Here is a 22,207-nt window from a genome sequence, read left to right as displayed (position 1 = left end):
TATGTACATATCAGCTGATTTAGAAAAGGAGATGTAGGAGTATTGCTGTGGATTATCATGACATTTTTATTGATTAATGCAGGGATTTTTATTTTTTCTTATCTGAGGACAAAAGATATTAATTTGAAGACGTCAGACGGTTATTTTCTCGGCGGGCGAAGTCTCACTGCTCTCTATATTGGAAGTTCGCTGCTTTTAACCAATTTGTCAACAGAACAAATGGTAGGGTTAAACGGTCAAAGCTATTCGGGAACGATGAGTGCGATGGCTTGGGAGGTTACAGCACCGCTTGCGCTCATTATGCTGGCATTCGTTTTTTTACCGAGGTATCTCAGTTCTGGGGTTACGACGATACCTGACTTTCTTGAAAAACGCTATGATCAAAGAACGCGGCAAATCGTCTCGATTCTCCTGCTTCTGGGATATGCGACCTCGTTTCTGCCAACCGTATTGTACTCCGGGGCGCTCGTTCTCGATCAAGTGTTTAATATTTCCTCTGCGCTTGGAATCAGTACGTTTGCGACTGTTTTTTTCATCTCGCTTGTGATCGGGGCCGCAAGCTGCTGCTACATATTTTTTGGGGGACTAAAAGCTGCGGCATCGGCTGATGCCATTTATGGCGCCGGTTTAATTCTTGGCGGTCTGTTTATTTTTGTGCTTGGAATCATGGCAATCGGCGACGGCAGTCTCTTAAACGGCTATACTGAGCTGACGAGTGTACATAAGGAAAAGCTGAATGCCATTACAGCTGACAACACTGCAGAAGTCCCGTGGCCGACGATTTTTACGGGACTGCTTGTGAACAACTTATTTTATTGGGCTGTTAATCAGTCGATCGTTCAGCGGGCGCTTGGGGCGAAAAACTTGGCTGAAGGGCAGAAAGGCGCATTGCTGGCCGGTGTATTTAAGACGATCGGTGTGTTTTATCTCGTTCTTCCCGGGGTTATTGCTTACCATCTTTACGGAGGTCATATTGAAAATGCTGACACCGTTTACCCTAAGCTGATCGTTGATTTGCTGCCGACTGCGCTTATCGGTGTCTTTGCCGCGATTTTATTCGGAGCGATTCTCAGCTCGTTTAACGGTTCGCTGAACAGCACGATCACGTTGTTTACATTGGATTTGTACAAACCGATCTTCAAGCCTGAGGCAAAAGAAGAAGAGCTTGTGAAAACGGGAAGGATCTTTGTGGTGATCCTTGCCGCGGTGTCGATTATCATCGCGCCTTTTATTCTGTTTGCGCCGTCCGGACTTTACAATTATTTACAGGAAATGTTCGGATTTTTCAATGTCCCTGTATTGGCTGCCGTCGTTGTTGGATTCTTTACGAAAAAAGTGCCGGCGCTTGCCGTGAAATGGGCGATATTCGCACACATTGTTTTGTATACCATCTCAAAAATCTATTTTGGCCATATTCATTTTCTCTATATATTGGCCGTTTTGTTTCCGTTTTCCGTCCTTTTGATGCTTTTCATCGGAAAATTGAAGCCAAGGCCGTCAGAATTCAAGCTTGAGAAAAATGCTAAGGTTGACTTGCGGCCATGGAAGCATGCCAAACTTGCTTCTATTCTTGTGATTTGTCTGATGGCCTGCATTTATCTGTTATTTTCGCCTTGGGGTCTTGCCAAATAAAAAAAGGCAGAGGATGTGTTCATCCTCTGCCTTAATGTTTTGTGATACAAAGTGATACATGTTCTTTCTGTGCGTCGATCCGGCACCGTCCGCCAATCGGAAATGTAAAGAAAGGGGTCGTATGGCCGAAATCTATATTTGCGATAACGGGTATTTGAGAAAGCTCTTTTTTTGTTTGCACAATTTGTTTAAGGCGCTCAAGCGTTACGGCTGATGCTGTCTGAAAACGGCCAATGAGAACGGCTTTGACACCGGAAAAATCGGGCAGATGAAGCAAGGACTGCAGATCGCGGTCAAAAAACGCTGCCGGCGATTCCCAATCATCCTCAAGAAACAATACGGCGTTCTTGATGTCAGGGAAATATTCCGTACCTTGCAATAGGTTCAATGTGCACAAATTCCCTCCTATGATCTTTCCGTCTGCTGAGCCTTCGTTGATCACAACAGGGCCGCTGTTTTGTTTGGGACATTCTTCAGTTTCGATTTCTTCACACCACATCGATGATGGTTCAACATCGTAGACACCGCTTGCGCAACAGCACTTCAAAAAGTAATCTGTCATATAGTTTAGTCCATACCCCATTGAAAAGCTTGAAAAATGAGGTCCCGAATAGGTGACAAGCCCGGTTTTTGCATAGATCGCCGCTGAAAGAGCGGTAATATCTGAAAAGCCGCAGAACACTTTTGGGTTGGCTTTTATGAGTTCATAATTCAAATGTGATAACAGCTGATTGCTGTTATACCCGCCGAGCACAGTGAGTATTCCTTTGACGCGTTGATCGGAAAAGGCATCATGGAGATCGCTTACTCTCGATTGAATGCTGGAGGAAGAACATTCATCAATTTCATTAGCATGTGCGGAAAAAGAGATTCGAAATCCGAGGTTGTTTAAAACCGTTCTCGCTTTTTCGATCTTATCGGTGTTGAGAAGTGACAGGCTTCTCGATGGGGCAATCACCCTGATTTCGTCACCGGGCTGTAGTTTTTCTGGAAACATGAACGGGCACACCTTTCATTGTTTCTATCTATTTCACCATACTTTTAAAGATCCTGCCACTGAATTTCACCGGATTTTAAACCGGGGTCGATCGTTACTTCAAAATGATGCTTTTCATAAAAATGGATCAGCCGGTCCACATGGTCCCAATCCCTTTCAGCAATGTCCCCCGTGATGACCGGTATGTTGTGCTCGCGGGCTTTTTCTTTTAAATACTTCATGCAGATGGAACCATAACCGTAGCCTGCCGGCCCTTTAATATCCCCGATATGGATCGCGCATTTTTCTTCTTTGTAGGAAGCGACAAGAGAAAAATCACATCTTCCGCGGTACGGCGACTGGCAATCGCTTAACATGATCTTGCATGTCCGGCCATCATCAATCGAATGGACAATCATCCATTCATCGTCTTTCGATTGATCAATACCGAGCACTCGCGAATCTTTGGAGATATCCTTCATATTTTCACGCATCCGAAACAGTTGAAATTGTAATTCGTTCAATTCCTTCTGCAAGCCGGAGCTGTCTTTTTCCATTTCTTCATCCGTTATCATAAAAACTTACTCCTTTCCATTAAAACATACAGTTTTCGATTATAGTAAAAAGAACGGCAATTTGCAAATGGGTTGCTAGAATTAAATTTTAATGTAATTTTAAACAAAAATTTCACATTCTACGATTTTTTTGTGATAGAATTCATATGACTTCTGGTATATTTACCTAGGATACGAGACAATGGATCCTCCTAATCCCAGAAAAACCATGACAAAAGGAGCGTACGATTTTGAAGAAAAGAATTTTTTCTCTATTGATGCTGATGTCAGCTTTTGTTCTTGTATTAGCTGCATGTCAGCAGGCTGATCCAAAAGGATCTTACGCAACGGCTTATAAAAAGCTGATTTCTGCGAAATCATACGAATTTTCAAGTGATATCGGCTTGAAAGTTGACGCATCCAACCTTGGAGCGGAAGATAAGCAAGTTGCTGATATGCTGAACGATGCAACATTAACGATCAGCGGAAAAACGAATGCTGAAACGAAACAGTCTGAGGCTGTGATTAAAGCGAAGCTGAAAGTCCAAAACATGTCGCTTGATTTCGATATTCCGGTTTATATGGACGAAAAGAAACAAGTCGGCTACATCAAAATTGACAGCGTTCTTGACAGCTTCGGCTTCTTCCTTGGAACAGCCGGCATGAATTTTGACAGCGTCAAAGGCAAGTACCTTGAATTCCCGCTTGAAGATGACAAAACTTCATCTCAAGACACGGATGAACTTCAAAAACAATTGATGGAATCCATCAAAGAAGCTGCAGACAATCTGCCTGCAGATAAGTTTGAAAAAGCGGATCTGACAGATAAAGAAAAAGAGCAGGGTGCTGCTCAAAAAGTCGCTTTCAGCTTTAGTGACAAAGAAATTAAAGCTGCGGTCGTCAAGTTCATCGAAATCGCCGGAAAAGCGAGCGGAGAAGCTGTTCCGAAGAGCGAGCTGAACAAGATTAAAGACGGACTGAAAGACGTCACATTCAAAAAGTTCGATGTGACATCAACAATCGATGACAAAGAAAATCTTCTGACTGAAAATGCGGATATCTCTTTGTCTGTTGACAGCAAAAAAGCACCTCAATCTTTAGGCATCACGGCATCTACAACTTACAAAAATATCGATGGTGACGTAAAGTTTGAGCATAAACCGAATAAAGAAGATATCGTAACTGAAGAAGAATTCGAAAAATTAATGGCTAAAGATGCTATGAATTTCTAAGGCATCCGCCTTGGTTCCCTTCCTCGTTCTAGAGGAGGGGAATTTTTGTATATTCTGTGACTAAATTCTGACGAAAAGCCGAAAACGTTGACATTCCTCCTGAATTTGAATACGATTTTGATAGCTTGCACAAATAGGAGAGATTGCCCGATATGACACATACACAAAAAAATAAAAACTATACAGGCATTGTTGTTGCTCTGACGATTATCATAAACGGTGTCATTGCCCTCTTGTTTTTCATGCCGAAAAGCGACAAATTCGCTCATTTGGATTTGACTTTTCTGCCGCTTTTGAACGCAGTCTGCAACAGCTTCACATTCATTTTCTTAGTGGCTGCACTGATCATGATTAAACAGAAAAACATTAAGGCGCACAAGCGGTTTATTTTTGCCGCTTTTACGACAACGTTCATCTTTCTTGTTTCATACTTAACTTACCATTCATTAATGCCTGACACTCATTTTGGCGGGGAAGGGATTATAAGACCGATCTACTATTTTATTTTGATCACACACATTGTCTTGTCCGCTTTAATCGTTCCCTTGGCCTTGTTTACGTTGTTCAGAGGCCTGAGCATGCAGGTGGAACGCCACCGCAAAATCGCCCGCTGGACGATGCCGCTTTGGCTGTATGTCAGCCTGACAGGTGTTCTCGTCTATATGATGATTTCCCCATACTATTAAAAGCCGGAGAATCCGGCTTTTTTTGTTCTCGCAACATTCTTCTCTTTTAAAAGCGATTTTCCTCTGGTACAAAAATATATCCTGAAATAGATGATCGTCTACACAAGATATGGAAATAGGAATATAAATAATTAGAGCTTTTTATAGAAATGAAAAAGGGAGATGGATATGAAAATTTTGCTTGCCACTTATTGGAGCATACCCCATGTAGGTGGTGTATGGACATATATGGTCCAATTAAAAGAAAAGCTGGAGTCATTAGGACATGAAGTAGATTTGCTCGGATACGGAGAAGAGAACAGCATCATTCATATTGTAAATGAAAACCGGAGTATCGCGAAAGATCAGCTGCTTCCATTAGTGAAAGCAATGATGAGCGAAGAGGATTTTCCGGAAATATACGCAAATCAATTGGTCAGCTATACTGAGCTTCAGCGGAATGCCTATGAGCTGGGCGCTGCCTATTTGGGGCTTGACAAATATGATATTATTCACGCGCAGGATGTCATATCAAGTGCGTGCATCAAGCGTATTATGCCGAAAGATAAGGTGCTTGTCACGTCAATTCACGGCAGTGTCACATATGAAATCAGAGATCAGCTCAACAATATTCACAGATCACCGACCTCCTATATTGCCAAGGAATATTTTGACCACCTTGAACATACGGGGGCGATGTCTGCAGAAACAGTGATTGTTGCAAACAATTGGTTGAAAGACATTTTGACAGAAGAATTTGCGGTACCAGACGGAAAGATTCACGTTTCCCAGTACGGCTATGATATTGACGGATTCCTTGCGCGGATGAACACAAAGACTGCCGATACGCCTGAGACAGACAAGAAAGTGATCCTTTTTACCAGCAGAATGATCGGGAATAAAGGCATCCATTACCTAATCGAAGCACTCTCCCAATTAAAGGACACCCGCAATGACTGGGTTTGCTGGATGGCAGGAGAAGGGGAGAAGCTGGCTGGACTCAAAATTCAAAGCGAGCAGCTAGGCCTTGTTGATGACGTAGTCTTTCTGAAAAACCGGGAGGATGTTCCTTATTTGCTGTCGCTTGCTGATATATACGTTCTTCCAAGCCTTTTGGATAATCAGCCGTTATCTTTAATTGAAGCCCAAATAGCCGGAGTTCCTGCAGTTGTCAGTGATGCCGGGGGATTGCCGGAAATGGTGGAGCATGAAGAGACCGGCCTTATCGTTCCAAAAGGGGATGCAGCTGCACTGTCAAGCAGTTTGGAACGATTGTTGAAAGACGATGATTTCAGAAATAAATTAGGAATTAACGCCAAGGAGTTTGCTAAGAAACATTGGGATATGGATCAAGCGGTTACGAGAATTCTTGATATCTATCAAAATACGAATGGGAAAGAGGAGTGAGATCATATGAAATCTTTAATTGTTAATCATTTGTTTGACAGCTTGAATAAAGAAATGGATGCCGACTGGTGGGCAAAATATTTGGATCTGCTCGTCGAGTTTGCCGAGGAGCGGGCTCTGCAGGAGCAGGATAGCTCTTCAGATTCAGCGGAAGAATCCATCGATGAAAGTCTGAAGCCTTTAATATCGGAGCTGAAATCTATTTTTGAGAGTATAAACAATAATATTTTAGAAAACAATAATAAGGTTTTAAAAGATATTTTAGGAGCTGCTGCTCAAGGAATGGATCGCCAAGTTTTAGAAGAAATTATCGAGTCGGTGCGTTCAGAAGCTCGATTATCCAACACCGAAACGGCAGAGTCTTTGGGAACGCTAAAAGAATCGCTGTCTGATAGTGGGACGGCCGCCGGCTCTACGAAAAGTGTCGAGCGGTCAGTTGTAGAAACGCTAAAAGAATCGCTGCCTGAAGACCACACGATCCCGAGAACTGAAACGGTAGAGGTCCTTAGAGCGGTTCAAGAGAAACATGAGGAAAACGAAAACAATTTATACTGAAATCTTGTCAGCCTTCGCAACTCGAAGGCTTTTTATTTTGGAAAAGAATCGCGCCGTGCCAAGCGTTTGTTTCTTGCTGGCTTTTCGGCGAACGCGGAGACCCCTATTACACATTGATCCAGCTGCTGCAAGGGAAAGGAGAAAAAATATAAGCAAGACAAAGCAGAAAGAGTTTGCAAGACGGCTCACGCACAGCTAGGTTAATAGCAAAACGGGAAACAAAGCGCCGCCATCTTTTTTCTCTGATTCAAATTAAAAAGGAGTAGGTGGTTGTCTTTTACCTTTCTTTGTAATGCGGCATACAATACTAAAAAACAGCGGATTCTTAACTATAACTATTAATGAACAAAACCGGGAACAATGGGGTGTTAGATAGGTGAATTTAAAGGAGATTAAAGGACAATATAATGCCGTGTTTAGTTTAGGGCATCTTTGTTTGACAGCTATACAGCTGAAAAACAATGACCTAAGACCGTTTTCAGGCCCTCTTGACTGGGTGACTATTCATTCCTTGACAGACCTCAACCTCCTTCTTCGAAATCGGTTTACTGGCTTTATGGAACCAAAAAACCTCAGGGTAATCGGATATAATACCGGTAAAAAAAAAGAAGAAGGATCTACTATCTATGTTTCAGATGATTTTTATAACATTGGCTCTGTTCATGATTTTGATGTAAATCAAAATACGCTCGACCATTTGGCTACCTATCCTGAGGTAATAGAAAAATACAATAGAAGAATCGATCGCTTTATAGAAAAAATGTCAACTAGTAAACGCATCCTATTTGTCAGGACAGAAGGAGAAGGCAGCTTTAAAGAAGCACAGGAACTTGAACTTGTATTATCAGATTTGGTTCAGCACGACTTTAGCGTTCTTCTGGTGAAGCACTCGAAGGTGAATGGGATTGTAGAGAAAAATTGGCCATTAGAAAAGACTTGCACTGTTGAACTGCCGGACAAAGAGATATGGGAGTCAAACAATGATCTATGGGCATCGTTGTTTAAAGGAATCACTCTCGTTTAAACCGGATTTTTTTGGAGTTTACCAGAGGAGGAAAAGAAATGTTTGAAAATAAAACGATATTCATTACTGGAGGAACAGGCTCATGGGGCCAGGAACTCATTCTTCAGCTGCTATCCTTAAATCCTAAAAAGCTCATTGTATTTTCCAGAAATGAAGAAAGACAAGTTCAAATGAGAAGGCAGATTGAAGACCCGAGGCTGACGTTTTTCATCGGGGATATCAGAGATCGGAAAGCGCTGAATACAGGATTAAAAGGTGTCGACTATGTCTTTCATTTAGCTGCGCTGAAGCATGTGCCGGTTTGTGAAGAACAGCCGCTTGAAGCATTAAAAACGAATGTCACAGGGACGGAAAACGTTATTGAAGCAGCGATCGAAAACGGGGTTAAAAAAGTCATCAACGTCTCGACTGACAAAGCGGCTGACCCTGCCAACTTTTACGGAATGACGAAAGCGATCGGCGAGAAGTTGATCGTATATGCGAACCATCTCTATTCAGACACGGATTTTATTTGTGTAAGGGGAGGAAATGTGCTCGGAAGCAGCGGAAGTGTTCTTCAGCTTTTTAAAGACCAGATCAGGGAAAAGAACCAGGTCTCCATCACAGACAAAAGAATGACCCGTTTCTTCCTCACGAAGGAAAAAACGATCCGGCTTTTATTAAAAGCGGCTGAAAGCGGCCAAGGCGGGGAAATTTTCATTATGAATTCGCCGGCCTGCAGAATTTTAGACATGGCTGAAGTGCTGATCGAAGCTTACGGAAACGAAAAAACGTCCATTGCAGAAACGGGGGCAAGGCCGGGGGAGAAGCTTCATGAACTGCTGATTTCACCTCATGAACGGCAGCATGCTGTTTCATTTACAAATGACCTCGCGGTGGTGCTTCCTGCAATCAAAATGCCTGAACTTCATAAAAAGTATGCAGATTGTCAGCCTTTAGAAACTGATCATTTGAGCTCAAAAGACTTTTTAATCACAAAAAAGGAAGTAAAAGAAATGCTGAAAGAAGGCGGTTTTTTGGAGTAGAAGGATGGACCGATGCGTTCACGGAGAATACGCGAACTGATGACAGGCATGGCATGCGGCTGCAGGCGATGCTTCTGTTCGCTCCTCGAAAACAGGACAAGCCGGACGAAAATTCACCCGGCTTGCCGTTTTGTCAATGTTCAAGTGTTAACCCTTCGATATGTTCTTCGACTTTTTTTGTGCGTTCCATTACTTTTTCCGTGTAAGAATAATCCCCGTAGCAATAAGGGTAGCGGAAATTGTTTGTATCTCCGCCGCAATTATACAGATCGGGGTTCTTTTTGACTTGTTCCTCGGAAAATGCCTTTGCCAGCTTCTCTGAGTGCTTTCCGCCGTGTTTTGAGACGTAATCGATATAACCCGATCCCATATTATAGCTTTGGATGATCGTTTCAATATCGACGCCTTTTTTCTGTCCCTTTTTATACATTGCTGTAAAGTGGCGCACACCCTGCTTAATGCTTGCTTTTGGATCGTCAATCTCATTTCGCTTCATACCGAGAGATTCCGACGACTGCATCGGATCACCGCCTCTGCCTTTCGACTCCTGATACATCATGCCCAATAAAAGAGCGGTGTATTGTGAAAGATCCTGTTCATCGAGTTCTTCTTCAACAAGAGGTTTGTAATCTTTTAATCTCTCAAGAATGTTAGATTCAGTGTCAAGAGGAAGCCATTTTAATTGTTCCAGACCGGAGATGGCAAAGAAAATGATCAAGGGAACAAACACAAAAAAAGACAAACAGCCAGCTCCGGCTAAACATCCCGATTTCTTTTTCTTCAATGGTTTCACCTCTGTAGCGCCCTGATGCAAAACAGTATACAGCCTCATTTATTATGACATATATCTTCAAGAAGACCAAGCGATATCCTTCTATCTTGGATCGCGGTCAAAGCCGAATGTGACGTTCGGAAGAGTACGGATTCTGAACAAAAAGTATATAAAACCGGCAATCAGCCAGCCGGCTCCAATCATGAGCGCATTTTTGCTGATGCTAAGCAGCAGCCAGCCGCAGAAAGAGGCTCCCAAAAAGGGCAGAACCAAATAGCGAAGCGTTTTTAAAAAGCCTCTTTCCTGTTTTCGAATGTAGTAATGGCCGATGACAGACAGGTGGACAAAAATGAATCCGATCAGCGCGCCGAAACTGATGAAGGAATAGATGACCTCGAGTTCCCCGATCATGGCCGTCAATGAAATCAGCCCGATGAACATAATGTTAAACACCGGCGTCTTTAAAGTCGGATGCACATAGCCGAAAAAGCGTTTCGGAAGAGAGCTGTCCCGCCCCATCGCATACAAAAGCCTCGAAGCGCTCGCATGCGAAGAAAGCGAGGATGAAACGACAGCGACCATCGTGCCCGCCAAAAAGAAGGACTTTAAAAAAGCGCCTCCTGTATATAGGGCTATTTCCAGCGATGCCGAATCGGCATGCTGGAAGCTATCATAGGACGGATAGATTTGCTGCATCAAGTAAGAAATCGCCGTAAACAGCGTTCCGCCGATCGCTACTGTTAAAAAGATGGCTAACGGAATGTTCTTCTTCGGGTTGACCGTTTCTTCAGACATGGTGGAAATCGCATCAAAGCCAAGAAACGAAAAACACAAAATCGTCGCTCCTGATACAATCAGGGAAGGCTCGATATCAGAACGGAAAAACGGATCGGCTGAAACCAGCTCGCCCGTCCCGAGGCCGTCTGCGAGCCCGGCGATCATAAATCCGGCAAAAGTCAGGGCGACGATCACTTGAAAAGCGACGAACAGCCCTGTAATATTTGCGGTTAGTCTAATGCCTAAAATATTGACAACGGTAATCGATAAAGCGAGCAGAACGACCCAAAAGCCATGCGGCACTTCAGGAAAAGCCGCCGTCAAATAAGCGCTGCCGATCGCAAAATTGACCATCGGCAAAAATAAATAGTCTAGCATGATCGTCCAGCCGGCTAAAAATCCTGCGTGCGGATGAATGCTTTCATATGCATATGTATAAACCGATCCCGCTTTTGGATAGGCTTTGACCATGCTGCCGTAGCTCAAAGCGGTCAAAAGGAGTGCGGCAACAGTGAATATGTATGCCGCCGGAACGTGCCCCTTTGTCAGTTGTGCGACCACTCCGTATGAATCAAATACGACGAGCGGGTCCATATAAGCAAGGCCGATCACAACGAGCGGGCCGAGTGTAAGGCTTCGTTTAAGCGCAGTTTCGTTTTTCAATGACTTCTAAATCCCCTTATGTGAAAAATACAGAAATTAAGACATATTTTATCTGTTTTTTTGCGCTTGAGCAACTGTATAAAACCTCTTTTTTTCGTATAAAAATAGCAACAGTTGCAAACCCTTTGAAAAAAGGCAAGGAGTATGAAGGTATGGATATATTGAGAGGCTATGTTGAAGCCGTCAAAAGAAATATGGAGACGATGAATGCATCTGATTATGATGGAAAAGAAGAGGATCTAAGAAGACAGCAGGAAGAGCTCGAACGCTATGAACAACGGTTAAAAGAGAAAAGCGCTTCGGCCGATCGCTTTGATCAGGTAGTCGATGCCGCTGTAGATTGTGCGGCCGGCGATATTTCATTTTCACAGCTTGAACATATGTATCAGCAAGAAGGCAGCTAGCGTCCGGATCAGCGGACGCTTTTTTCGCGTTTCAGGATGATGCGGACAGATCAGCCTGGATAGCGAAATATATAGAAGCGAAAAAATCATGTACATGTGAAGGAGATGGTAAAATATAGTTTGAAAGGAGAGGAGCAATTTTGACTAACTATATTTGCACGACGTGCGGTGTTCAATATGACGCTGCTCCGAAAGAGCCGGCGGAATGCATTATTTGCAATGAAGAAAGACAGTATGTCAATCATTCAGGGCAAGCTTGGACAACGCTGGAAGAAATGAAGCAAAGCGGAAGGTTTCAAAACGAAATCGCATTGGAAGAAGAGCGCCTATACAGTTTAACGACAACGCCCGAATTCGGCATCGGTCAGTCGGCATACCTGATTCAGGAGCCCGGTTTTAACTTGCTGTGGGATTGTATCACATACCTGGATCAGCGGACGTTTGAGAACATCGAGCGGATGGGCGGAGTCCAGGCGATCGCTTTATCACATCCGCATTATTATGCTGCACAAACGGAATGGGCTGAAATGTTTGATGCTCCGATCTATATTCATGAAGATGACAAACAATGGGTGCAGCGGCCGAGCAGCCGGATTGTGTTTTGGTCCGGCGATTCCCTCAAGCTGTCAAGCGGATTGACCTTGCACCGGCTTGGCGGCCATTTTAAAGGGGGAGCGGTCTGCCATTGGGCAAACGGAAACGGAGGCAAGGGAATCCTCCTTTCAGGAGACATTATCCAAGTCGTTCAAGATCGCAGATGGGTGAGTTTTATGTACAGCTATCCAAATTTGATTCCTCTTCCCGCCGGCAAAGTGCAGCAAATGGCTGATCAAATAAAAAATGTTCCATTCAACCGGCTGTATGGCGCTTTTCGCCGCTCAGTGGAAAACCACGCCGGAGAACGTGTACAGCTGTCAGCCGCAAGGTATGCAGAAGCGCTTCAGGGGACGCTGTTTTCGACTTGATCTATCCCCTGGCTATAAAACTTTTCAACCGGTATGTTTTGGTATATGATATGAAGGTAAAAGTTGCACGGAAAAGGTGAAAAGCATGAGTGAGCACAATCAGGAAACAACAGAAAAACAGGTGCAGGCCGAGTTAGATGAAGAAACTTTATTTCTCGTTTCACAGACGTTTAAAGCGCTCTCAGACCCTACGAGAATCAAAATTCTTCACCTGCTCTCACAAGGCGAACATTCGGTCAATGAAATAGCGGAGAAGCTGAGTTTGCTGCAGTCAACCGTTTCTCATCAGCTCAGGTTTTTAAAAAACCTTCGTCTCGTCAAATCAAGAAGGGCAGGAACTTCCATTTTTTATTCTCCGGAAGACCAGCATGTCCTCGATGTACTTCAGCAGATGATCGATCATACACAGCATGACTAAAGCTTATGAAAAGGCAAACTCCACATCCCGAGTTTGCCTTTTACGCTGAGCGTTTTTCTTCAGTTCTCCCTTTTTTTAAAACAAAAAAAGAGAAACCGACATAATAAACGGCCAGTACAAAAAAACCGATCATCGTCGCCGGGTCCTGCGCAAAAAGGGCGCCGTACGCTGCTGAACCCCCGTTTGAAACCGCAGACTGGAGCTGTCCGATCTCGGCGATCCGGTAAAGAAACCGGTATAAAAATAACAAAAGTACGATCAATTCAATCCATAAATGCGTTCTGAAATAAAGGATGCCGTCCCGATTTTCGATTGACACATGCTTCAGCGCATAGGCGGTCAAGATGAGCCCGAGCGCGATCCCAATCAGATCATAAAAGTATGATAAAGGGTGAAGTGCGCTCATCGTCAGCAGAAAAACGAAAATTCCCGAAAAGAGGATGATCCGGAACAGCATGCGTGCCGGCTTTAAAGGCTGATAGCCGACTGAGCGTTTGAACTTGATATAGACGATGGACACAATTGCGAAAAACTGTAAAAAATAAAATATGATGTTTTTAAAACCTCCTTTTTTTAAGGAGTATATGTCCAAACTGTATAAATCGTAACAGGAAAAGTGATTTTCTAAATAATTGGGTGATCAGATCCCCTTTTTTGTCATGATATTCCAAAATGGTGTGTGCATTAGAATGAAATTAGGCAGCATAAGATGAATGTGAGGGATCTGCGGTGAAAATTGACCGGCTATTGGCCATCGTGATTTTATTGATTAATAAACGCCAGGTACAGGCAAAGGAGCTTGCCGGCATGTTCGAGGTCTCTGTCAGAACGATTTACCGGGATATCGAGGCGATCAACCAGGCGGGCATTCCGATTGTCACCTCACAGGGAGCGGGAGGCGGGATCAGCATCATGGAGCGGTTCCGGCTCGAAAATAAACTGCTTTCTGCAGACGAACTGGCTGCCATTACGACGGCTTTGGAAAGCGTTTCTTCGACGTATGAAGTGCTCCATCACGGTTCTGCCCTTGAAAAAATCCGGTTTCTCGTTTCCGAAGAAGAAATGCCGGAATTCCGCAAGAAAACGGAAAAATGGTTTGTTGACATCTCTTCCTGGGGAGAAAGTCCTGTCATCAAAGAAAAGATCCGCTTGTTAGATGAGGCGGCAGACAGCACGCGGGTGGTTTCTTTTACATATGTGAACAGAGAGGGGCAAACCGGAACAAGGAAAGCGGAGCCGCATACCCTCGTCCTAAAGGGAAGGCACTGGTATTTATATGCGTTCTGCCTGAAGAGACAGGCGTTTCGCTTCTTTAAACTGTTGCGTATGAAAGACGTGCGGATGCTTGAAGAAAAGTTTGAAAGAAAGGAAGTTGATCTGTCTTCGCTTCCTTGGGAAACATCATGGTACAAACCGGACAATATGACCGAGTTGACCCTTCTCATTAAGCCGTCGGGAGAGTCTTTGGCGAGAGAATGGTTTGGCTCAGAAGCGCTCACTTATGAAAACGGACAATGCGTGGCAACCGTTTCTTATCCGGAAGATCAATGGCTGTACGGATTTCTGCTCCAATTTGGAACACATATCGAAGTTCTCGCACCTCCCCGCATCCGTCAAAAAATAAAAAACTTGGCTAATCAAATTGTACATTTATACGAAACCTGACACGATGCTGTCAGGTTTCTTTTTGTATGATGAAGAAAAAGGAGGAATGAAACATGGAACATCATGTTTGCCAAAGCTGCGGCATGCCGATGACAAGCGAACTTTACGGCACAGAAAAAGACGGGGGGAAGAATCGCGACTACTGTGTGTACTGCTATGAAAACGGAGCATATACACATCCGGATGCGACATTGAAAGATATGATCGAAATCTGTGTTCCTTATATCAAAGAAGAGGGAAAAACCGAGGCCGAAGCGCGAGCGCTCTTGGAGCGGACGCTCCCTTATTTAAAACGGTGGGCGGCGGATACGCAATCGAAAAGGCGGGCAGAGAAGATGAGCTTTTCTCATTTCGAAAAACAGAAGGCAAAGTTATTCAGCGGGATATCGACCGTGACAAGCAACCGCGATGAAGCATCTGAAAAAGGTAAAATTCCTTCCATGTGGAGTTTATACCTTGAAAAATTTCTGCATACTGAACGCCGGGACATGAGGAGAGACACGATCGCCCTTTATTCAGATTATGAGACGGACGAACACGGGACATATACATTTTCAATCGGAACGTTCGTTGATCAGCAAGAAAAAGCGGCCAATCTCATTTCGCTCCCTGCATCCGAATATGCCGTTTTTGTTTCAAGACGGGGGAAGATCGCGGAGGTAGTGTTTGAGACTTGGCAGGAGATTTGGACATGGGATGAAAAAAATCTCCGTACTTATACCGGCGATTTTGAAGTTTATGATGAACAAGCAGAGAATCCCGAAAACGCCCAAGTTACCATCTATGTTGCTGTCGATCGAAAAAAATAATGCTTGCAAAACTAATACCATTAGTTTTAAAATGAAAACTAGCGGTATTAGTTTTTTATTTTGATCGAAGAGGTGAAAGCAATGAAGATTACCCGATTTGAATCGGTCTACCAGCTGACTTTTTTTCCGCGCATATTTCCTGTCAACTGTTATTTAGCGGATGAAGAAGACGGCCTCACATTAATTGATACAGGGATTCCGATTAGCAAAACAGGGATTTTAAAGGCTGCGGATCATCTCCGCAAGCCGATTAAACGGATTTTGCTGACTCATGCCCACAGCGACCATGTCGGTTCGCTTGACGAGCTGTGCCACAGCCTTCCCGGTGTGAAGGTGTACATATCTGAACGGGATGCACGTCTGTTAAAAGGTGATACAGAGATGTTGGAAGGGGAGCGCGGAACAATCAAAGGAGGCGTTCCGAAAAACATCAAAACAAATCCTGATATCCTTTTAAAGGAAGGAGACAGGATCGGTTCATTGCTGACCGTTTCATCACCCGGGCATACGCCTGGCAGCATCTCGTTTTTTGATGAAAGAAGCGGCCTTCTCATAGCCGGTGACGCGTACCATACGCGAAGCGGCATGACGGTATCGGGGCATTTAAAACTCTCATTCCCTTTTCCGGCTTTGGCCACGTGGGACAAAGAAATTGCTTTAGAAAGCGCGCAAAAGCTGTTAGATTTAAAACCGAAGGCGCTTGCCGCCGGCCACGGCGATCTTGTCCATAATCCGGCTCAAGCGATGAAAAAAGCGGTAAACGAAGCATATATCAAATTGAACAGGAAAGGATGAAGAAATCGTGTCTCCGCGAATCGGTTTGAATAAAGATGCAGTATTGGAAGCTGCCGCATTTCTGGCTGATGAGGAAGGCATTCATGAAGTGACGCTTGCTTCTCTTTCCAAAAGGCTGAATGTCAAATCTCCGTCTCTGTACAATCATATAAAAGGATTGAACGACTTACGGAAAGAACTTGCACTTTACGGCTTGACGATACTTTATGAAAACATGGCTTCTGCTGTCCAGGGAGCCGAAGAGGATCAGGCTGTCAGCAGAATGGCTCACGCCTATGTCGCTTTTTCCAAAAACAGGCCGGGGCTTTATGAAGCCACTTTTATTGCAATGCCTGAGGAAGATGAACGGCTCGACGAAGCAGGAGACAGAATCATCGAATTGGTGCTTTCCGTTCTGAAAGACTATCATTTAGACGATGACTTCGCGATCCATGCGGTCAGAGGCTTGAGAAGCATCATGCATGGATTTGCAACACTCAGGCAACACGATGCGTTCGGACTTCCTTATGATGTGGAAGAAAGTTTTGATCTGACAATCCGTGCCTTCCTAAAAGGCATTGCTGTCTATCAGACCGAATAAACAAGGAAATTTTCCCTTAATTGTTTACATTTTTTCGAAAATTTAGTATGATTGTCGTATGGCTCTTCCATTTTTTGAGTCATAGGTATGAGAAGGCTTAACCAGCCACTAATTGCCTTGGCCTAACAGCCGAGGATTTTTTTATGTCGGCAAAGAGAGACTGGATATGCAAAAATTGGTTCACACATGATGTGTTCCATGTTATGCTGTTATTGTGAATATATTCACAAAAGGGCGTGCGCAATGAAAAAAACTCCGATTTACGTAGAAATATCTATCCAGACAGATATGGAGCGGCTATGGCGCTATACCCAAGATCCTGCCCTCCATCGGCAATGGGACTTGCGATTTACGGACATTACCTATTTAAAGCGCAGACCGGGTGAACCGCAAAGGTTTTTATACGAAACAAGAATCGGCTTCGGCTTGAAAATTTCCGGTACAGGAGAGTCTGTCGGAAACGTATATCAAGACACGGGAGACAGAGTCTCGTCACTCAAGTTCGCTACAAACCACCCGCTTTCTGTCATTCGCGAAGGCAGAGGATACTGGAAATACAGCGAGAGCGAAACCGGGATCACGTTTATGACACAATACGATTATGACACCCGTTACGGGAGGCTGGGCCGGCTTGCAGATATGGCATTCAGGCCGCTCATCGGCTGGGCGACGGCCTGGAGCTTTGCTGCACTGAAGATTTGGCTTGAAAAAGGACTTCATCCAAGGCTGCTTTTTCAAAAAACATTGATCTATTGGCTCGTTTGTCTGCTGTTTTCTTTCGTCTGGATTTACCAAGGGCTTGTTCCAAAGCTCATCATGGCTCATCCTGAGGAAATCAGCATGCTTTCGGCTTTCACGGACGGCCGCTTTCATCCCGAAATGCTCCTGAAGCTTATCGGTTTGGCCGAGGTGATGGTCGGTCTGTTATGGCTTTATCCAGGCCGGAAAAGGAAGTGGTTCCTTCTGCATATCGCCCTGCTTGTGCTGCTTTCGGCATCGGCGGGAATGGCTGATATCGCATCTTTTGTCCAACCTTTTAACCCGGTCGTGCTGAATGCAGCGCTTATCATCTTGTCCGTTGTCGGCTATGTGAGCGCTTGCGGCATTCCAAACGCGGGTAATACGATCAGAAAGAGGCGTTGATTTGGTTTCGATGTACGAACGGGTGATCGAGGATTTTTACCTTCTTCACCCAAAACTCAAGGAACGGTATCACCTCACTCAAGAAAACGCGTTCAGAGGAAAAGGAGTGATGACGGAAATATCCGGCGGTACGTACTGGATCAGGCTGTTGTTTAGAGCGGGAACGGTCTTCCGCTGTTTTTTTCCCGAAAGAGGGAGGAACATTCCGTTCACGATTGAAAATCACATTCGGCTGACGAAAAATGATACACCGGCAGCCGTTTGGAACAGGACTTTCTTTTTTCGTGATAAACAAAGGTATTTTGATGCTGTCATGATCTATGATGAAAGCCGGGGAGAAATCATCGACTATTTCGGACATCCGCCAATCTTAATTTCAAGCCTGCGGTTTAAGGCGGAAGCTGACGGATCATTGTCGATTACTTCTGTCAGACAATGGCTGCCTTTATTCAGTAAAAAGCTGCCCCTTCCAAAGAGTTTATACGGTATTTCCAGGGTGAATGAATCGTATGACGAAGAAAAAGGCTGTTTTACGATTGATGTTCATGTGAAAAACCCGCTGTTCGGAACGCTGTTTGTCTACAGAGGAACGTTTAACAGGGAGGAGGAGACGGCATGAAAGCCCGCCGCTTTTTTGTAAGCGTTCTTTGCTACGCGGCTTTTTTCGCCGGCAAAGCGCCGGACATCCCGCCAGCAGAGGCGCTGCTTTTATTAGCTGTGCTGTTTTTTGTACCGGCCGCACTCGATCTCATTCAGCATGAAAACGGAATGTTTCGGCTGATCAGCGCGTGCTTTCCTTATGCGGCTTGTGCAGCTTCGTTATCCCTGTTGATCCATTCCCCGCTTTTTTCAGCGGTTTGGCTATGCTATACGGGGATGATCGCCTTATATGGCATTCTTCGTCTCTGGGAAAGAGGAGGAAAGGGCCTTGAAGAGGCATCGATTGACAGCGGCCTGCTTTACCTTCCTTTCGGAGGGGGGGGGCTTTTTGCTTATACGCTGAATCTCCAGGTCATGGATTTCAGCCCGCTGATCGTGCTGCTGACAGCGGTGCATTTTCATTATTCCGCCTTTCTCATTCCGATTTTTAATGGAATGCTCGGAAGGAAGCTGAAAAAGAAAGGCCTTCTCTATGCGGCGGTGACATGGCTCATCATGCTGTCTCCGCTTTTCATTGCGGTCGGCATATCGTTTTCGAAAACCATTGATGTCTTCGCCGTTGCGCTGTATTTGGCGGCCCTATACGGCAGCGGCTTTCTCGTCTCGATCGCGGCCTTCAAAAACAGCGCGGCTCGCCGCTTTGTTATCTTTTCGTCTTTTACATTGATGATCACCATTGCCTTTTCACTTATTTACTCTTACGGCGTTTATCGCGGCCGGCCAACTTTTACAATTCAGGAAATGATTTGGATTCACGGGCTTGTCAACGCTTTTGGCGTCATTATTCCAGCCCTGACCGGCTGGCGTCTTGAATCTCCTGAGCCGGACTGTGAAAGGAGGCAAGGCGAAATGATGAGCAACATTTACGGGTCATGGAGAATCGGAGCCGATTTTTTACACCGGCACCGATTACAAAGCGATTCGTCTTACCAAGGTCTTGCCGATGATATGAGCGTATTTCAGAGAAACGGATTTCAGCTTGAGACGGTTTCTCCTCTCATTCTCGATTTCTATGAGCATACTGCCGATTATTCGTTAACAGCAGAGATCGCCTGGCGTCCATGGTTTAAGCCGCTTGCGTTCATGTACCAGCTGATTTCAAAAATGACAGGGCAAATTCATTTGGGGACAAAGACCGGGCGGCAAACGATGGAGGGCGAGATAATCGGTGTTGATTCAGCCAAAGACGGCAGGAAGAATGTGCGCGCCTGGGTCAGAACGAACGAGGAAGGCGAGACTGTGTTCGTGGCGCTTTATTCTGCTCATACCCATGATCACATCACATATATGAATATTGCGCTGCCATTGCCGTTTTCCAATATGACAGGCATTTTAAAGCCGAAAGCAGAGGACGGTTGCCTGATTTTGACGAGCAGTGACAAACGATCTGACCGGGGGGATGAAGGGATTTTCCTTTCGACCGGAACAGGTACGTTTAAACTGCCGCTTGCCGAACGTTTTATCATCAAAGAGCAGGGACGAAGGAGGCTCTACGCCCATCACCGCATGTGGCTGTTCGGCATACGGTTTCTCGACATTCAATATCATATTGAAAAAAAGGATTCTGCCATCAATAGGGCGAAAATAGCAACTGAAAGCTAGGCAAAAATCGAATCGAACTGGAGGGTATTTATGCTAAAAAACATTTTGCTTGAACAGTTTAAAGCATGCTTTAACGAAACGACTTGGTTTGTTTGTTTTCAAACGGCTTCCGCTGATCTCACGGAAAGCCAGGCAAGGCAAAAAGGGGAAGGTTCGGAAAATTCGATTTTAGAAATTGCCAACCATTTGATTTTTTACAACGAGCGCTATTTAAAGCGGTTTAAAGGAATTCCCGTTCCGGCTTTTGATTATACGATCGATGATACGTTTGTAAACAAAAGCGGACTGGGCTGGGAAGAAAGCCGGAAGGAACTGAATACGATCTATGACGAATGGATCGATGCGCTTTCAGCATGCGAAGAGGAGATGCTGAACGAGCCGGCCCAGCATGATCCGCATTCCACCTGGGCGGAGATTTTGTCCCTTCTCATTCTTCATAATGCTTACCATTTGGGACAAATCGTCACTATCCGAAAACAGCAGAAATCGTGGGACCCTTCAAAAGGCGTCAACTAACGGTGTTGTCAGGCAAGATGGCGGCTTAAGGCGGTCACCCACCCTAAGCCGCAGTTCATTTTGCCTGGGGGCATGCTTCGATTATTGCTTTTAGGTGATGATAGGCGTCTTTTAGCCAGGGATGGACAACTTTCAGTTTATCTTTTTGTTTCCACAAATACTGAATATAAACAAACGCCCCGTGCTCCAGAGAAATTTCAAGCGCTTCATGAAGCTCCTTGATGTAAGGCGGAGTCCCCGTCTGATCCCATTCGATTTTGTCAGCTGAAAACAGGACAAGGTCGAGCTGCGAGGGATTTTCTTTCAGCGTTGTGTGGCATTCTATTGCATCTAAAATATCTTGATCCGCCACCTGAAACAGATCCCGCGCCATCACTTTCGACAGTTTTTGATGGATAATCATCGGAAAGATCCGTTCTTCGGGCAGAATATCAATACCGAGCGCCTCAGCAGCTGCAATCCTTTTTGCGTTAGGGATGACACCGCTAATGTCATGCAAAATTCCGGCTATTCCCGCTTTTTGTGCAGGAACATGAAAACAATTTGCCAAATCTTCCGCCGCTTTTTTCACCCTTATCGAATGTTCAGCTGTTTTTTCGTGGTTATGGCGTCTCAAAAATTCAAGGGCATCTGAACATACATCGCCTGTGCAGCGAACTTCCATCTCTATTCCTTCAATATTCATCAGCGATTCTCCTTTTTGATGTTGTTTCATGATAAACAAAACACATTCGTTATCAGATTTTATCTTATCATAACATTGACAAATCCCAGAACATGCAATTAAAATATTTTGTTAACCGAAAAATAAAAAGAAGGGACTGTCGATTGACTATGTCTGAACTGACAAAACAGCTGATCTATGATATGTATGTTAAACTCCTGCACCTGAACGAACAAAAAGCGGATACTGATCTCAAGGCATTTTTAAAGCAGGCGGCAGAATCTGATGTTAAACGGCTCCCGGGGAATATGACGACGATCCATGTCATCAGCTGTATCGGTCATGATGAACCGATTAATAATACAGGCATCGCCAAAAAAATGAATTTGTCAAAAGCAAATATTACAAAAATCAGTTCAAAGCTGCTGAAAGAAGGCCTCATTAAACGGTTTCAATTGACGGATAATAAAAAAGAGATATACTTCAGGCTGACGCCCAGCGGAAAACAAGTGTATGAACTTCATGAAAAGCTCCATCAGCAAAAAGCGGAACAGTTTCAGAGGTTTCTCGATTCGTTTTCAACAGCAGAACAGGGAGCTATTTTGAAATTTCTTCAAGGTCTGACACTTATGACAGAAACGGATAGGAAACAATAACAATATTATGTTAACTTGAATGAGCGATTGACAAGAAATCCCTTCCAG

Annotated in this window: 25 protein-coding genes; 19 read left to right on the top strand and 6 right to left on the bottom strand. The window is 44.4% G+C overall.

What is annotated here, in order from left to right; translation table 11 throughout:
* Positions 1-42 precede the first annotated feature (42 nt).
* A complete protein-coding gene (locus MHH76_RS11075) occupies positions 43-1,632 on the top strand; it encodes a solute:sodium symporter family transporter (RefSeq protein ID WP_059230590.1) in 1,590 nt (529 codons plus the stop codon).
* A gap of 31 nt (positions 1,633-1,663) precedes the next feature.
* On the opposite strand, the gene MHH76_RS11070 is transcribed toward MHH76_RS11075, so the two are convergent.
* Together MHH76_RS11070 and MHH76_RS11065 are read right to left on the bottom strand one after the other, a co-directional pair.
* On the bottom strand, positions 1,664-2,629 hold the full coding sequence (locus MHH76_RS11070) for an LD-carboxypeptidase (RefSeq protein ID WP_020451768.1): 966 nt from the start codon (positions 2,627-2,629) through the stop codon (positions 1,664-1,666).
* Positions 2,630-2,673: 44 nt separating this feature from the next.
* A complete protein-coding gene (locus MHH76_RS11065; protein WP_059230589.1) occupies positions 2,674-3,183 on the bottom strand; it encodes a GNAT family N-acetyltransferase in 510 nt (169 codons plus the stop codon).
* Between the two features lie 230 nt (positions 3,184-3,413).
* Here MHH76_RS11065 and MHH76_RS11060 point away from each other — a divergent pair, with 230 nt between their 5' ends.
* The 6 genes from MHH76_RS11060 (at position 3,414) to MHH76_RS11035 (ending at position 9,070) form a co-directional block, all read left to right on the top strand.
* A complete protein-coding gene (locus MHH76_RS11060; protein ID WP_020451766.1) occupies positions 3,414-4,394 on the top strand; it encodes a hypothetical protein in 981 nt (326 codons plus the stop codon).
* Positions 4,395-4,546: 152 nt separating this feature from the next.
* Entirely contained in the window at positions 4,547-5,080 is a 534-nt protein-coding gene (locus MHH76_RS11055) for a DUF420 domain-containing protein (protein WP_020451765.1), read from the top strand.
* A gap of 168 nt (positions 5,081-5,248) precedes the next feature.
* Complete coding sequence (locus MHH76_RS11050; RefSeq protein WP_020451764.1) at positions 5,249-6,466, top strand: glycosyltransferase family 4 protein; 1,218 nt, start codon at positions 5,249-5,251, stop codon at positions 6,464-6,466.
* A 6-nt stretch (positions 6,467-6,472) separates the two neighbouring features.
* Complete coding sequence (locus MHH76_RS11045; protein ID WP_023855699.1) at positions 6,473-7,021, top strand: hypothetical protein; 549 nt, start codon at positions 6,473-6,475, stop codon at positions 7,019-7,021.
* 376 nt (positions 7,022-7,397) lie between these two features.
* A complete protein-coding gene (locus MHH76_RS11040; protein WP_043054339.1) occupies positions 7,398-8,045 on the top strand; it encodes a DUF1796 family putative cysteine peptidase in 648 nt (215 codons plus the stop codon).
* Between the two features lie 38 nt (positions 8,046-8,083).
* Complete coding sequence (locus MHH76_RS11035; protein WP_023855701.1) at positions 8,084-9,070, top strand: polysaccharide biosynthesis protein; 987 nt, start codon at positions 8,084-8,086, stop codon at positions 9,068-9,070.
* Between the two features lie 133 nt (positions 9,071-9,203).
* Here MHH76_RS11035 and MHH76_RS11030 read toward each other — a convergent pair whose 3' ends face one another.
* Together MHH76_RS11030 and MHH76_RS11025 are read right to left on the bottom strand one after the other, a co-directional pair.
* Positions 9,204-9,854: a lysozyme family protein gene (locus tag MHH76_RS11030; protein WP_023855702.1), complete on the bottom strand. Its 651-nt coding sequence runs from the start codon at positions 9,852-9,854 to the stop codon at positions 9,204-9,206.
* Positions 9,855-9,944: 90 nt separating this feature from the next.
* Positions 9,945-11,282, bottom strand: coding sequence for an APC family permease (locus tag MHH76_RS11025; RefSeq protein WP_023855703.1), 1,338 nt, complete (start codon positions 11,280-11,282; stop codon positions 9,945-9,947).
* Positions 11,283-11,434: 152 nt separating this feature from the next.
* On the opposite strand from MHH76_RS11025, the gene MHH76_RS11020 reads away from it, so the two are divergent.
* The 3 genes from MHH76_RS11020 (at position 11,435) to czrA (ending at position 13,069) form a co-directional block, all read left to right on the top strand.
* Positions 11,435-11,686, top strand: coding sequence for a YnfE family protein (locus tag MHH76_RS11020; protein WP_023855704.1), 252 nt, complete (start codon positions 11,435-11,437; stop codon positions 11,684-11,686).
* Positions 11,687-11,826: 140 nt separating this feature from the next.
* Positions 11,827-12,651: a hypothetical protein gene (locus MHH76_RS11015; protein ID WP_268441385.1), complete on the top strand. Its 825-nt coding sequence runs from the start codon at positions 11,827-11,829 to the stop codon at positions 12,649-12,651.
* Positions 12,652-12,736: 85 nt separating this feature from the next.
* Positions 12,737-13,069, top strand: a complete 333-nt coding sequence (gene czrA, locus MHH76_RS11010; protein ID WP_059230573.1) for a Zn(II)-responsive metalloregulatory transcriptional repressor CzrA — start codon at positions 12,737-12,739, stop codon at positions 13,067-13,069.
* A 40-nt stretch (positions 13,070-13,109) separates the two neighbouring features.
* Here czrA and MHH76_RS11005 read toward each other — a convergent pair whose 3' ends face one another.
* A complete protein-coding gene (locus MHH76_RS11005; protein WP_171866302.1) occupies positions 13,110-13,589 on the bottom strand; it encodes a sporulation protein in 480 nt (159 codons plus the stop codon).
* A gap of 209 nt (positions 13,590-13,798) precedes the next feature.
* On the opposite strand from MHH76_RS11005, the gene MHH76_RS11000 reads away from it, so the two are divergent.
* From MHH76_RS11000 to MHH76_RS10965, 8 genes are all read left to right on the top strand, one after another.
* A complete protein-coding gene (locus tag MHH76_RS11000; protein ID WP_059230571.1) occupies positions 13,799-14,734 on the top strand; it encodes a YafY family protein in 936 nt (311 codons plus the stop codon).
* Between the two features lie 53 nt (positions 14,735-14,787).
* Positions 14,788-15,543 carry a zinc ribbon domain-containing protein gene (locus tag MHH76_RS10995; protein WP_081303529.1) on the top strand — a complete coding sequence of 252 codons (756 nt, stop codon included), beginning with the start codon at positions 14,788-14,790 and terminating at the stop codon, positions 15,541-15,543.
* Positions 15,544-15,624: 81 nt separating this feature from the next.
* Entirely contained in the window at positions 15,625-16,338 is a 714-nt protein-coding gene (locus tag MHH76_RS10990; protein WP_059230569.1) for an MBL fold metallo-hydrolase, read from the top strand.
* A gap of 7 nt (positions 16,339-16,345) precedes the next feature.
* Entirely contained in the window at positions 16,346-16,918 is a 573-nt protein-coding gene (locus MHH76_RS10985; protein ID WP_059230567.1) for a TetR/AcrR family transcriptional regulator, read from the top strand.
* A gap of 243 nt (positions 16,919-17,161) precedes the next feature.
* The gene (locus MHH76_RS10980) at positions 17,162-18,061 is read left to right on the top strand and encodes a DoxX-like family protein (protein WP_059230565.1); all 900 of its coding nucleotides are present in this window, start codon (positions 17,162-17,164) and stop codon (positions 18,059-18,061) included.
* Position 18,062: 1 nt separating this feature from the next.
* Positions 18,063-18,680 (top strand): DUF4166 domain-containing protein, encoded by a 618-nt coding sequence (locus MHH76_RS10975; protein WP_059230564.1) that lies wholly within the window; start codon positions 18,063-18,065, stop codon positions 18,678-18,680.
* Positions 18,677-20,323, top strand: coding sequence for a YndJ family protein (locus MHH76_RS10970; protein ID WP_268441382.1), 1,647 nt, complete (start codon positions 18,677-18,679; stop codon positions 20,321-20,323). Before MHH76_RS10975 ends, MHH76_RS10970 begins: the two co-directional genes overlap by 4 nt.
* Positions 20,324-20,353: 30 nt before the next feature.
* Positions 20,354-20,839, top strand: a complete 486-nt coding sequence (locus tag MHH76_RS10965; protein ID WP_025811326.1) for a DinB family protein — start codon at positions 20,354-20,356, stop codon at positions 20,837-20,839.
* 55 nt (positions 20,840-20,894) lie between these two features.
* Here the strand turns inward: MHH76_RS10965 and yqeK are convergent, their stop codons facing one another.
* Positions 20,895-21,503 carry a bis(5'-nucleosyl)-tetraphosphatase (symmetrical) YqeK gene (gene yqeK, locus MHH76_RS10960; protein WP_033155125.1) on the bottom strand — a complete coding sequence of 203 codons (609 nt, stop codon included), beginning with the start codon at positions 21,501-21,503 and terminating at the stop codon, positions 20,895-20,897.
* Between the two features lie 170 nt (positions 21,504-21,673).
* On the opposite strand from yqeK, the gene MHH76_RS10955 reads away from it, so the two are divergent.
* Positions 21,674-22,159, top strand: coding sequence for a MarR family transcriptional regulator (locus MHH76_RS10955; protein WP_023855717.1), 486 nt, complete (start codon positions 21,674-21,676; stop codon positions 22,157-22,159).
* Positions 22,160-22,207 lie beyond the last annotated feature (48 nt).

It is taken from the genome of Bacillus sp. FSL L8-0193 (genome assembly GCF_037976065.1).
Lineage (GTDB): Bacteria > Bacillota > Bacilli > Bacillales > Bacillaceae > Bacillus > Bacillus paralicheniformis.
Note: the sequence above shows the minus strand (reverse complement) of the source record. Positions and strands in the feature narration are given on the sequence as shown.

Bases quoted from the DNA above. Each gene is read 5' to 3' on its own strand.
- MHH76_RS11070 (WP_020451768.1), bottom strand. From the start codon at position 2,629: ATGTTTCCAGAAAAACTACAGCCCGGTGACGAAATCAGGGTGATTGCC.
- MHH76_RS11065 (WP_059230589.1), bottom strand. From the start codon at position 3,183: ATGATAACGGATGAAGAAATGGAAAAAGACAGCTCCGGCTTGCAGAAG.
- MHH76_RS11055 (WP_020451765.1), top strand. From the start codon at position 4,547: ATGACACATACACAAAAAAATAAAAACTATACAGGCATTGTTGTTGCT.
- MHH76_RS11050 (WP_020451764.1), top strand. From the start codon at position 5,249: ATGAAAATTTTGCTTGCCACTTATTGGAGCATACCCCATGTAGGTGGT.
- MHH76_RS11045 (WP_023855699.1), top strand. From the start codon at position 6,473: ATGAAATCTTTAATTGTTAATCATTTGTTTGACAGCTTGAATAAAGAA.
- MHH76_RS11035 (WP_023855701.1), top strand. From the start codon at position 8,084: ATGTTTGAAAATAAAACGATATTCATTACTGGAGGAACAGGCTCATGG.
- MHH76_RS11020 (WP_023855704.1), top strand. From the start codon at position 11,435: ATGGATATATTGAGAGGCTATGTTGAAGCCGTCAAAAGAAATATGGAG.
- czrA (WP_059230573.1), top strand. From the start codon at position 12,737: ATGAGTGAGCACAATCAGGAAACAACAGAAAAACAGGTGCAGGCCGAG.
- MHH76_RS10995 (WP_081303529.1), top strand. From the start codon at position 14,788: ATGGAACATCATGTTTGCCAAAGCTGCGGCATGCCGATGACAAGCGAA.
- MHH76_RS10990 (WP_059230569.1), top strand. From the start codon at position 15,625: ATGAAGATTACCCGATTTGAATCGGTCTACCAGCTGACTTTTTTTCCG.
- MHH76_RS10980 (WP_059230565.1), top strand. From the start codon at position 17,162: ATGAAAAAAACTCCGATTTACGTAGAAATATCTATCCAGACAGATATG.
- MHH76_RS10970 (WP_268441382.1), top strand. From the start codon at position 18,677: ATGAAAGCCCGCCGCTTTTTTGTAAGCGTTCTTTGCTACGCGGCTTTT.
- MHH76_RS10965 (WP_025811326.1), top strand. From the start codon at position 20,354: ATGCTAAAAAACATTTTGCTTGAACAGTTTAAAGCATGCTTTAACGAA.
- yqeK (WP_033155125.1), bottom strand. From the start codon at position 21,503: ATGGAAGTTCGCTGCACAGGCGATGTATGTTCAGATGCCCTTGAATTT.
- MHH76_RS10955 (WP_023855717.1), top strand. From the start codon at position 21,674: ATGTCTGAACTGACAAAACAGCTGATCTATGATATGTATGTTAAACTC.